Origin of the sequence: Pseudoalteromonas sp. PB2-1, assembly GCF_045040605.1 — a bacterium.
In the GTDB taxonomy this organism is placed as follows: domain Bacteria; phylum Pseudomonadota; class Gammaproteobacteria; order Enterobacterales; family Alteromonadaceae; genus Pseudoalteromonas; species Pseudoalteromonas arabiensis.
In genome coordinates this window covers 2396019-2408487 of sequence record NZ_CP090667.1, presented here as the reverse complement: position 1 = coordinate 2408487, position 12469 = coordinate 2396019, and the positions used below count along the sequence as shown (strand labels likewise).

The 12469-nt window shown below is 42.5% G+C and carries 9 protein-coding genes; 4 read left to right on the top strand and 5 right to left on the bottom strand.

The features are described 5' to 3' along the window. The first annotated feature begins 67 nt into the window (after positions 1-67). Positions 68-439 carry a septal ring lytic transglycosylase RlpA family protein gene (locus tag L0Z67_RS11265; RefSeq protein ID WP_193987559.1) on the top strand — a complete coding sequence of 124 codons (372 nt, stop codon included), beginning with the start codon at positions 68-70 and terminating at the stop codon, positions 437-439. Here the strand turns inward: L0Z67_RS11265 and cydC are convergent. Genes cydC through L0Z67_RS11240 form a run of 5 tightly spaced genes read right to left on the bottom strand, consistent with a single transcriptional unit; the run spans position 436 to position 6796 of the window. After that, a complete protein-coding gene (gene cydC / locus L0Z67_RS11260; RefSeq protein ID WP_405128044.1) occupies positions 436-2175 on the bottom strand; it encodes a thiol reductant ABC exporter subunit CydC in 1740 nt (579 codons plus the stop codon). The genes L0Z67_RS11265 and cydC overlap by 4 nt on opposite strands. Continuing rightward, positions 2168-3928, bottom strand: a complete 1761-nt coding sequence (cydD, locus tag L0Z67_RS11255; protein WP_405128043.1) for a thiol reductant ABC exporter subunit CydD — start codon at positions 3926-3928, stop codon at positions 2168-2170. The genes cydC and cydD overlap by 8 nt, the downstream gene beginning before the upstream one ends. After that, positions 3918-4070: a cytochrome bd-I oxidase subunit CydX gene (gene cydX, locus L0Z67_RS11250; RefSeq protein ID WP_036969707.1), complete on the bottom strand. Its 153-nt coding sequence runs from the start codon at positions 4068-4070 to the stop codon at positions 3918-3920. Before cydX ends, cydD begins: the two co-directional genes overlap by 11 nt. A 12-nt stretch (positions 4071-4082) precedes the next feature. Then, complete coding sequence (cydB, locus tag L0Z67_RS11245; protein WP_062569888.1) at positions 4083-5222, bottom strand: cytochrome d ubiquinol oxidase subunit II; 1140 nt, start codon at positions 5220-5222, stop codon at positions 4083-4085. Further along, positions 5219-6796: a cytochrome ubiquinol oxidase subunit I gene (locus L0Z67_RS11240; RefSeq protein WP_062569889.1), complete on the bottom strand. Its 1578-nt coding sequence runs from the start codon at positions 6794-6796 to the stop codon at positions 5219-5221. Before L0Z67_RS11240 ends, cydB begins: the two co-directional genes overlap by 4 nt. Before the next feature lie 422 nt (positions 6797-7218). On the opposite strand from L0Z67_RS11240, the gene lpxB reads away from it, so the two are divergent. The 3 genes from lpxB to dnaE are packed head-to-tail and all read left to right on the top strand — an operon-like array spanning position 7219 to position 12462. After that, positions 7219-8376 (top strand): lipid-A-disaccharide synthase, encoded by a 1158-nt coding sequence (gene lpxB / locus L0Z67_RS11235; RefSeq protein WP_062569890.1) that lies wholly within the window; start codon positions 7219-7221, stop codon positions 8374-8376. Then, positions 8366-8971, top strand: coding sequence for a ribonuclease HII (gene rnhB, locus L0Z67_RS11230; RefSeq protein ID WP_062569891.1), 606 nt, complete (start codon positions 8366-8368; stop codon positions 8969-8971). Before lpxB ends, rnhB begins: the two co-directional genes overlap by 11 nt. After that, on the top strand, positions 8971-12462 hold the full coding sequence (dnaE, locus tag L0Z67_RS11225) for a DNA polymerase III subunit alpha (protein WP_237114259.1): 3492 nt from the start codon (positions 8971-8973) through the stop codon (positions 12460-12462). Before rnhB ends, dnaE begins: the two co-directional genes overlap by 1 nt. Positions 12463-12469: the final 7 nt, after the last annotated feature.

The following is a 12469-nucleotide window of genomic DNA, read 5'->3' as shown; positions in this document are numbered from 1 at the left end:
GTTTTTATAGTTCAGGTTTTGCTAAGTCAGTGCTTGCTATCTTCACAGCAAAAAAGGATCTAGTAATATGAACAAACTCATCGTCTTTGCATTGTTAAGCTTAATTTTAAGTGGCTGCAGTAGCTCGCCTACAATAAACTCAAGTGCCGAGGTACAAAGAGGTAAAGCCAGCTTTTATGCGGACAAATACCATGGTCGTACAACGGCCAGCGGTACAGTGTTTAATCAACAAGCATTGAGTGCAGCTCACCTAGATCTCGCTTTTGGTACCCGCGTAAAAGTGACGAATATCGCAAATAATAAAAGTGTGATTGTTAGCATTAACGACCGTGGTCCGTTTGTTCACGGTCGAATTATTGATTTGTCTAAAAAGGCATTTTCACAAATAGCTTCTTTGCAGCAAGGCGTTATTGACGTTACCGTTGAGCAACTTGATTAAAAACGAGTGATGAGCTCGACATAATCTGGCTGATTCTCAACCAGCTCAGCATGGCTTGCCATTGCTCTTATTTGCCCCTGTTCTAACCAAATGACTTTATCAACACGATTCAACATAACAGGATCATGACTGATTGTTAGCACGGTTTTATCAGCCCAGACCTTTTCGAGTGTATTAAGTAAACTGTGCTTAGTGTGATTATCTAAGCTTTCCGTTGGTTCATCAAGAACCACAAAATGACCTTGTCTTAATAATGCTTGCGCAATAGCAATACGACGTGACTGACCATGGGAGAGTTTTCTTCCTGCGGTGCCTAAACGGGTATTGAGGCCGTTTTTTAAGTTATTCAGCCATGAGCCAAGTTCTGCCTGTTTGCAAGCTTGTAATAGCATTTCATCCGTTGCATCCGGTGCCGCATAGCGTAGGTTTTCCCTTAGTGTGCCATCAAAAATATGATGCTGTTGGGCGACAATCGTGAGCTGCATAAAGCGTTCGTTAGCGTCTAGGCTACTAAGTTCAATACTGTGTTCTGCCGCTAACAGTTTTAATGAGCCAGACTGTAAAGGCCAAAGTCCGGTGAGTAAATTTACTAATGTTGTTTTACCGCTGCCACTTGCACCAACCAGTGCTACTTTGTTGCCAGCTGCAATGGATAGATTAATATCCCTCAAAGCGTAATTATGCGCCCCAGAGTATTGATAACTCACATTAGTTAATTCTAAGCCGAGCGCGTGTTGATTATTTACTTGGTCGTGCTTTTTGTAAGGCGCTGGTGTTTGTTTGTCCGCTAGCGAAAATAACCGCTCTGCTGCACTTAAAGCGACAGGGAGCTCAATAAAAGCTGCGGGCAGGGTAAGTACAGTTTCAAAACTAGCCAAGACGAATAGTGCGAGCATTGCCAATTCAACATTTTTCATAGCGCCCGTTGCAACCAAAGGAATAATCACAAAAACGCTTGCAAGCATGGTTAATTGTATAACAAAAATGCTTAAACCATTGCTGTTCGCGATGGCTTTATGGCGAGTATAAAGTTGCGAATTATATTGCTGACTAAGTGTATCGCAGCGTGTTAACTGAGCATCATGCGCTTGATAAATTGCAAGTTCACGGTTTCCTTTTAACGTATCGGCAAGCTCAGCTCTTAGCTCAGCTGAAAGTCTGGTCTCGGTATCTGCTTGTTTGTGTAGTTTATGACTTAATAAGACTGGTAGCAGTACACCAATTATCATCAACGATATAAAACAAATCAAAGCTACCTTCGCGTTGTATGCGCTCATAAATGCCATGACAATTGGAATAGTGAATAAGGCTATTATGATGGGAAGTAAGATATTTAAGTAAAATTTATCAAGGGCATCCACATCATTTTGCAAACGATTCACAAGGTCGGCACTGCGACTCATTGCCAAATCAACGTTGTTGAGTCGGCTCAGTGTTGCAAACATTTTTACACGAACTTCGCTTAACAATAAAAATGTAGCATTGTGAGTGATCATTCGTTCGCCGTACCGTGATGCAGTTCTTACAATGGCTAAAAAGCGAATAACTCCTGCAGGTGTAAAATAATTCATATGTACACCTGCAATGCCAGCGGCTGCCATTGCGGCTAAAAACCAGCCAGATATTGCAAGCAAGCCAACATTAGCAAGCACAGTCAAGCTTGCTAAAAAAGCGCCCAGTAGCAACATGCCAGCATGAGGTTTGCACAGTTTTAATAAGCGAATGAAGTTATACATGCGCTTCACCTCGACTCACAAGTTTAGCAAACAGACCCGCTTGTTCAGTGAGTTGCTGATAATGACCCGACTCGATAATTTTACCTTGCTGCATAACGTAAATATTGTCCGCGTGTTTTACCGTATTAAGCCTATGAGCAATAACCAGCACTAAATGATCGTTTGCATAATCTCGGATTGCTTGATTGATTAGCTGCTCTGTTTGGCTGTCTAAGTGTGCTGTTGGCTCATCAAGCATTAGAATTGGTGCATTCTTTAAAAATGCACGAGCAAGAGCAATACGCTGCTTTTGGCCGCCAGAGAGGCCTTCCCCTTGTTCACCCAGCATAGTATCAAAGCCATTTGGTAAGGCGTTAATAAACTCAAGTGCGCCTGCTTTTCGAGTGGCCGCAATAAGTTCATCATGGCTTGCATCTGGTTTGGCAAGGCGTAGATTGTCGGCAACACTTCGATAAAATAGTGTGGCTTGTTGTGGGATCCACGCAAGTTGCGCCTGCCAATTATGTAGTGCGATATCACTGAGTGCTTGTCCGTTAATATTGATGGCACTGTTAGCTTGATGGTGAAAACCTAAAAGGCAATCAAAGAGGGTACTTTTACCTGAGCCACTCTCTCCAACAAATGCAATTAACCCTTTATTCGGCAGACTTAAACTAATGTCGGTGACCCCTTCGTTTGTGTCAGGGTAATGATAAGTGAGTCCATGCACATGTATGTCTTTTAGCGGTGTTGATAATTGTGATGAACCCGTATGCTCATGTGCTTCGCTGTGATTAATTATATCAACCATATCAGCAGCGGCGCTGATCCCTTCTAACTTTGCATGATAGTGAGTGCCCATTTGTCGAAGTGGTAAGTAAAACTCAGGGGCCAGTAGTAACACCACAAATCCAGTGGCAAAATCGAGGGTACCAAAAAACAGTCTAAAGCCGATAATTACTGCAACAAGCGCAACACTAATGGTAGCTAAAAACTCCAAGGCGAAAGAGGATAAAAAGGCGACTTTCAGCACCCCCATGGTTGCACCACGGTAGTCATCAGAAATCTGGCTAATATTATTTAGCTCGCGTTTGGTCGCATTAAACAGCTTAAGCTGAGTCAGTCCTTGCAAACGATCAAAAAAGTAATTGCCAAGTACCGCGAGCTGTTGCCAGCGTTCTTGGTTGAGTTGCTCCGCTTTGTGACCAACTAAAATCATAAAAAATGGAATAAGCGGGGCAGTTAATAGGAAAATTAGCCCTGCTTTGTAATCGGTTGGAAAAATGACCACTAAAATAGCGAGTGGAATAAGTGCGCTGTACGCCACGCTTGGAATGTAGTTTGCGTAATATTGATGAAGTGCTTCAACACCATTATGTAAGGTATTAAGCGTTGCGCCGTACCCTTTGTGTTCACTGTAACCAGGGCCTAGTTTAGTTAACTTCGCAAGTAATGTATTGCGCATCACCGTTTTTATTTTTAATGCGGCAAGGCTACTCACTCGCTCACTCAATGCAACTAATAGGGCGCGAAGCACAATAAGGCCTGCAAGGGGCCATAGTAAAGGAGTGACAGCTTGCAAACTTGCTTGTTCAAACATAACTTGATGAACTGTGTTTGCCAGTAAATAGCAAGAGGCAATCATTAACAGGGCATTGAGTGTGCCCAGACTAATGCTTAGTTTCAGAAGCCCTGAAGCGGACTGGCTATACTGCTTTAAGAACGCGCGCAGCGTATGCTGCTGCGCGCGATTTGGTCGGGGTTTAGTTGTCATCGTTGTTTTTGAGTCTCGCGTACAGCTCTAGCTCATCATCAGCGATGGAATCTTTATGTTGGTGAAATTCGTACCACATGACGTTGATAACCCCAAGTGTACAGGCTAATAGAACACCTAATATCCAGGCGAAATACCACATAATTAAACCTCCTTAATAGCTACCGTGCGTGTTGTTTTCAATTTCACTAATCGTTACTTTGCGCCACATCTTCACATAACACCAGGTCGTGTAAGTTAAAATTAAAGGAACAAAAATAATGGCAACAACAAACATAACATTGAGGGTCATATGGCTCGAAACCGCATCCCACATCGTTAAACTAATATTAGGGTTATTGCTCGATGGCATCACAAATGGGAACATTGACATACCTGCGGTAAGAATAACCCCTGCAAGCATTAGACTTGAGGACACAAGTGCTAGTGCAGGCTTGTGTAATTTTGAAAACACCAGCGCCAGAATAGCCATTACAAATGCAAGAGCAGGGAACAACATGGTTAGTGGCATTTTGCTGTAATTATCAAGCCATGCTCCAGGCGCTTGAGTTACGGTTTTTGCAAGTGGGTTTGCATAACCTTGCGTATCACCCATGCTAACAATTCGATAGCCTTCAATTTGTGATATCCACACACCAGCAATAGCGAATAACACAATAAATGCCATGAGTGCGTATCGTCCATACTGTGCTGAGCGTTTCGCAACCTCAGCATCTGTTCGAAGTTGTAACCACATACCAGCATGTCCAACTAACATCAATACACTGATCAAGCCTGCAACAATCGCAAAAGGATTGAGTAAGGCAAAGAATGAGCCTTGATAGCTTACACGCAATAGCTCATCAATATGGTAAGGCACACCTAGTAATAAGTTACCAAATGCGACCCCAAAAACGAGCGCAGGAATAAAGCTGCCAGCAAAAAGCCCCCAATCCCAATTGTTACGCCAACGGGTTGACTCAATTTTAGAGCGGTAATCGAAACCTAGCGGTCTAAAAAAGAGTGCGAATAACACCAGCATCATGGCAAAGTAAAAGCCTGAGAAGGCCGCAGCATAGACCATTGGCCATGCTGCAAATAGTGCGCCGCCAGCGGTGATAAACCACACTTGGTTCCCATCCCAGTGAGCACCAATGGTGTTAATAACTGTTCTGCGTTCTACATCTGTTTTACCTACTAGGCGAAGCAAAATTGCTACACCCATATCCATGCCGTCGGTCACGGCAAAACCAATCAGTAATACACCGATTAGTAGCCACCAGATAAATTTAAGTGTTTCGTAATCAAAAATCATGACTGAGCTCCTTGGCTATCTACTTTAGCAAGTTCATGATGATATTTACCTGTATGAAGCGAGCTTGGGCCTTGCTTAATAAAGCGCAGCATTAACCAGCCTTCTACCGCAGCAAGCCCAGTATAAAATACGATAAAGCCTGTGATACTAATTAAAAGATCATTAACGGTCAGTGACGATGTTGCTAAAAAGGTTGGTAAAATTTCTGATATAGCCCAAGGTTGACGGCCGTATTCAGCGACAATCCAACCAAACTCAATGGCAATCCAAGGAAGTGGAATACTCCATACCGCAGCCCATAGTAACCAGCGTTTTTGTTCAATCACACGATGTGCATTGTAATAAAATGCCAGAACAAATACCCCAAGCATAAGTACACCGCAGCCCACCATGATTCTAAATGACCAAAACATTGGGCCTACTTTAGGAAAGGAGTCTTTAACTGCTTTTTGAATATGTTCTTCTGTAGCATCAACGACATTTGGCGTATAACGCTTCAGAAGTAAACCGTAGCCTAAATCATCTTTTAGCGTGTCAAACTTGGCAATATTTTCAGCTGTATCATTACCGCTACGAAGCTTTTCAAGGTATTCATAGGCAAGCATACCATTGCGAATACGTACTTCATGTTGTTCTTCAAGCTCTTTGATACCGGTTACTTGCTCATCTATTGAGCGTGTTGCAATAATACCCATAACATAAGGGATTTTAACCGCAGCATGCGTGACTTGTTCTTCCGAGTCAGGAATACCGACTAAGGTGAATGCCGCAGGCGCTTCTTCGGTATGCCACTCAGCTTCAATGGTGGCGAGTTTTACCTTTTGAACTTCACCCACTTCATAGCCAGATTCATCCCCAAGTAAAATAACACACAAAATAGAGGCAAGACCAAAACCGGAAGCCACCGAGAATGAGCGCTTAGCAAAAGCGAGGTCACGACCTTTTAAGATGTACCAGCTACTAATGCCTAATACAAACATCGAGGCAGCAACATAACCTGCAGATACCGTATGAATAAATTTAACCTGTGCAACAGGGTTGAACACAAGCTCAGCAAAGCTGGTCATTTCCATACGCATGGTTTGATAGTTAAATTCTGCGCCCACAGGGTTTTGCATCCAACCGTTAGCAATTAAAATCCACAGTGCAGATAGGTTTGTTCCCAGTGCCATTAAAAAGGTTGCAGCAAGGTGCTGGCGCTTTGTTAGTCGTTCCCAGCCTAAAAAGAACATACCTACGAACGTCGATTCGAGGAAAAAGGCCATCAGACCTTCAATGGCAAGAGGTGCGCCGAAAATATCGCCCACATAGTGAGAGTAATAAGACCAATTGGTACCAAACTCAAACTCCATGGTTAGACCTGTAGCCACACCAATAGCAAAGTTTATACCAAACAACTTACCCCAAAACTTAGTCATATCACGATAAATTTCGCGACCAGTCATCACATAAACGGACTCCATGATCACTAAAATCCACGTCATACCTAAGGTAAGAGGAACAAATAGGAAGTGAAATAGGGCAGTGATTGCAAATTGCAATCGCGATAGATCCACAAACGTTTCATCTATCATTGGTTAGCTCCTTGTAAACGGTGCGGTAGACACGACAAATTTAAATTATCAAAGTTTCAGTATTTATTGAAACTTCGTAAATAGTAACCTTGTATTCATTTTAGTCAATAGTTAAATAAGAAAATAAGGTGAAATCACTGCTCACCATTTCTACAGGTTAGAGATAAAGCTCTAAAGTTTCAAATGATTAATTACTTTAAAGAATAAGATATTCAGTTATTACTTAATGGGTAGCGATTACTTCATTTGAGGTATCAGCCTTTAGTATGCTGAACTTTGAAGTGATGTAGAGTGACCTAAATGATTAACCTTTGAGCGTTATTTCAATTTCTAGTATTTATTCAGCGCGTGACATTTATCCTGTTGCTAAAACACGGTAAACTAATTTTTATATGTGCCTTTGAGTTGCGAATTATCAACGAATGAAAGAACAAAAAACGCCGTTACGTATTGCCTTGGTGGCAGGGGAGTTATCGGGTGATATTTTAGGTGAAGGGCTGGTAAAAGCACTTAAAGTCCGTTTTCCAGATGCCATATTTGAAGGCATTGCAGGCCCACGTATGCAAGCGGCTGGCTGCAAAACACTATTTGATATGGATGAATTATCGGTTATGGGGCTCGTCGAAGTTTTAGGCCGCTTACCGCGTTTACTTAAAATTCGTAAACAGCTTGTACAGCATTTTATCGAGAACCCGCCTGATGTATTTATTGGTATTGATGCACCAGACTTTAACTTGCGTGTTGAAAAACCTTTAAAAGAGGCAGGTATTAAAACGGTTCAATATGTTAGTCCGTCGGTGTGGGCATGGCGTGAAAAACGTATTCACAAAATTAGTGCTGCAACTAACTTAGTGTTAGCACTGTTACCGTTCGAAAAAGCATTTTATGATAAGCATAATGTCCCTTGTACATTTGTTGGGCATACGCTTGCAGATGATATTGCGCTTGAACATGACCAAAATGATGCACGCCATCAGTTAGGTTTAGCTCAAATGGATAAGGTGCTTGCGTTATTACCAGGCAGTCGTGGCTCAGAGGTTGGCCTGTTAAGCGAAACTTATATTCAAACTGCTGCAAAGCTACAAGCTGCGAACCCTGAGCTGAAAATTGTGGTGCCGTTAGTTAATGAAAAACGAAAAGCTCAATTTTGCGATGTGTTGGAAAAAACAGCACCCACGTTAAAGTTAAAGTTACTAGACGGTAAATCAAACCTCGCTATGCAAGCGGCGGATGCTATTTTGCTGGCATCAGGTACGGCAACACTTGAAGGCATGCTTTACAAAAAGCCCATGGTTGTTGGATATAAAATAAAGCCAATGAGTTATTGGATTTTCAAAACATTATTCACTTTCAATATTAAATATTTTTCATTGCCAAATTTATTGGCAGATGAAGAACTGGTACCTGAATATTTGCAAACAGAGTGTAATGTTGAGAACTTAGTTGCTGCATTAACCCCCATGTTAAATTCCGATAATGCAAAACTCAAAGCACGCTTTTTAGCTATTCACAAAGAAATTAGATTAAATGCCAATGAACAAGCTGCGGCTGCAGTTGCGGAGTTACTAGATGCAGATTGAACGACCCAATGTTAACTTTATTGCGGGTGTCGACGAAGTTGGCCGTGGTCCATTAGTCGGTGATGTAGTCACAGCCGCGGTTATTTTAGACCCAGCAAAACCTATTGCAGGCTTAACCGACTCAAAAAAGCTTTCCGATAAAAAGCGTCAATTGCTTGCAACCGAAATAAAAGAAAAAGCACTTTGCTATGCTATTGGCCGTTGTAGCCCAAGTGAAATTGACGAATTAAATATTTTACATGCCACTATGCTGGCAATGAGTCGTGCTGTTGAAGGCTTGAGTGTAAAGCCTGAGTTTGTATTTATTGATGGTAATCGTGTGCCAACTCAATTAACGGTCCCCGCTCAAGCTGTTGTAAAAGGTGATAGTTTAGTGGCTGAAATTTCAGCAGCGTCCATTTTGGCTAAAGTTGCCCGCGATGATGAAATGATCGAGCTTGATAAACGTTATCCAGATTATGGTTTTGCAGGCCATAAGGGGTACCCGACGAAAGCACATTTTGCGGCACTTGAACAATATGGTGCAATTGCAGAGCATCGTAAAAGCTTTAAACCTGTGCAGCGCATTTTGGCGTTAAAAGGAGAGCAACGCTAATGCCAACGCCGCAATTTGTCCACTTACGTGTTCACTCCGACTTCTCAATGGTGGATGGTCTTGCTAAAACTAAACCAATAGTTGCAAAGGCTGAAGAGTTACAAATGCCTGCGCTGGCAATCACCGATCAAATGAACTTATGTGGTTTGGTGCGTTTTTATGGTGCTGCCCATGGCGCGGGTATTAAACCTATTGTTGGCGCTGATTTTTGGCTAAGAAGCCCTGAGTTTGAAGATGAACCATGTCGTATAACCATATTAGCGAAAGATAATGACGGCTATAAAAATCTCACATTATTGATTTCTAAGGCGTATCAACGCGGGCATTTATTTCATCGCCCAGTTATTGATCGTGAATGGTTAGTTGAACTAAAAGACGGCTTGATTATTCTCTCTGGTGCGAAAGACGGCGATTTAGGTAAAGCACTGCTGAAAGGTAATGCAGGGCTTATTGAGTCAGTAGTAAGCTTTTATAAACAGCATTTCAGCGATCATTACTACCTTGAATTAATTCGAACAGAGCGCCCATTAGAAGAAGATTATTTACACCTAGCCGTAGAGCTTGCCGCACAAGAGCAGTTACCTGTGGTGGCAACGAACGAAGTGGTGTTTTTAAAACCAGAAAACTTTGAAGCTCACGAAATTCGCGTAGCAATTCATGATGGTTACACGCTTGAAGATAAGCGCAGACCTAAACGCTTTTCAGATCAGCAATATCTAAAAACAGCGGAGCAAATGGCTGAGCTATTTAGTGATATTCCTGAAGCGTTGGAAAACACTGTGGAAATTGCCAAACGCTGTAATGTAACCGTGCAGCTAGGAACTTACTTCTTACCAGATTACCCAACCGGTTCGCTGAAAATTGAAGACTTCTTGGTTAAGGTCTCTGAAGATGGTCTTGAAGAGCGTTTACAGTTTTTATTCCCAGATGAGCAAGAGCGAAAAGAAAAACGTGGTGAGTATGACGAGCGTCTGAAAATAGAGCTCGACGTAATCAACCAAATGGGTTTCCCTGGTTACTTCTTGATCGTAATGGAGTTCATTCAATGGAGTAAAGATAACAATATTCCGGTAGGTCCTGGGCGTGGTTCAGGTGCCGGCTCATTGGTGGCTTACGCGCTGAAAATTACCGACCTTGATCCGCTCGAATTTGACTTACTATTCGAACGTTTCTTGAACCCTGAACGTATTTCAATGCCCGATTTCGACGTTGATTTCTGTATGGATAGGCGCGATGAGGTAATAGATCACGTAGCGGCGCTTTATGGTCGTGACGCGGTATCTCAGATTATTACCTTTGGTACCATGGCTGCAAAAGCGGTTATCCGTGACGTAGGCCGTGTACTTGGTCACCCTTACGGCTTTGTTGATCGTATTTCGAAATTAGTACCGGGCGATCCGGGTATGACCTTGGCTAAAGCGTTTGATGTTGAGCCGCGGTTACAAGAAGCCTACGACGGTGATGAGGAAGTAAAAGAACTTATTGATATGTGTCGCATCCTTGAAGGGTGTACACGTAATGCCGGTAAGCACGCTGGTGGTGTTGTAATATCGCCAACAACGATTACTGATTTTGCCGCCCTTTATTGTGATGATGAGGGTAAATTCCCAGTCACTCAATTTGATAAAAATGACGTTGAGACGGCGGGTTTAGTTAAGTTTGACTTCTTAGGTCTAAGAACACTTACTATCTTGCAGTGGGCGCTTGATATGACCAACGAGCGTCTCGCCCGTGAGGGTAAAGAGCCAGTTGATATCAACGCCATTCCACTTGATGATAAGCCAAGTATTGAGTTACTGCTACGCGCCGAAACGACCGCGGTATTCCAGTTAGAATCTCGTGGTATGAAAGATCTTATTCGTCGTCTAAAGCCCGACTGCTTCGAAGATATGATCGCACTGGTAGCACTATTCCGCCCAGGTCCATTGCAATCAGGCATGGTAGATAACTTTATCGACCGTAAGCATGGTCGAGAAGAGTTATCTTATCCAGATGTGCAGTGGCAACACGATAGCTTGATACCGATTCTAGAACCGACCTACGGTATCATTCTTTATCAAGAGCAGGTAATGCAGATTGCGCAGGTACTGGCTGGCTATACGCTAGGTGGCGCTGACATGCTGCGTCGTGCGATGGGTAAGAAAAAGCCAGAAGAGATGGCAAAGCAACGTTCAACCTTCGAAGAAGGAGCTGTTAATAACGGAGTTGACGGCGAACTTGCAATGAAAATCTTCGACTTGGTAGAGAAGTTCGCAGGTTACGGTTTCAACAAATCTCACTCTGCTGCATATGCTTTAGTGTCGTATCAAACGCTGTGGATGAAAACTCATTACCCAGCAGAGTTTATGGCTGCGGTAATGTCGGCGGATATGGATAACACCGATAAAATCGTTACCTTGGTTGATGAATGTGAAAACATGAAACTAACCTTGTTACCGCCTGATGTGAATGCGGGTGAGTACAAGTTTACGGTTAACCGACAAGGTGAGATTGTATACGGTATTGGCGCCATTAAAGGAGTAGGTGAAGCGCCTGTTGAAGCCATTTTAGAAGCGCGAAGTGAAGGTGGGGCTTTCAAAGATTTATTTGATTTTTGTGCGCGAGTAGATTTAAAACGCTTAAATAAACGCGTGGTTGAAAAACTTATTTATGCCGGTGCACTTGACCAATTAGGACCAGATAAAACCCAGCCAGGTCGTGCGACTTTATTAGCCAGCTTAAAAGATGCCATGCGAGCAGCGGATCAGCATCATAAGGCTGAGTCACTAGGGCAGGCCGATTTATTTGGGTTATTAGCCACAGAGCCTGATGAAGTTGAACAAGCATTTATAAAAGCAACAGGTTTAACTGATAACGAATGGCTTGATGGCGAAAAAGAAACATTGGGCCTTTATTTAACTGGTCATCCTATAAATCAGTATAGAAAAGAGCTAAGACATTACACATCGGGCCGTCTGGTTGACTTACAACCAACAAACCGCGATGTGCAGTCAACGGCTGCTGGCCTTGTTATTAATGCACGAACCCTTATCAATAAAAAAGGAAATCGGTGGGGTCTTGTAACTTTAGATGACAAGAGTGCCCGTATTGATGTACGCTTATTCCCAGAACAGTTTGAAATGTACCAAGATATGCTACAAGTTAATAATATCTTGGTGATATCTGGACAGGTCAGCTTTGATAACTTCTCCGGTGGCATTACAATGACCGCTAGAGACATATGCACCATTGCTCAAGCGCGAGAAAAACGTATTAAAGCGATTAAAATGACGTTGAATATGGTGCAAATCGAGGCGAACTTCTTCGATAATTTACAAAAAGTACTGGAACCTTATAAGTTTGGTACTTGTCCTATAAAAGTATTCTATCAACGTCCGGATGCGTTGGCTGAGATTACCTTAGGAACCGAATGGTGTGTTACGCCTAGTGATGACTTAATTCATAAGTTATCACTGATGGCGGCGCAAGATGTAGAACTAGAATTTAATTAATTAGGTA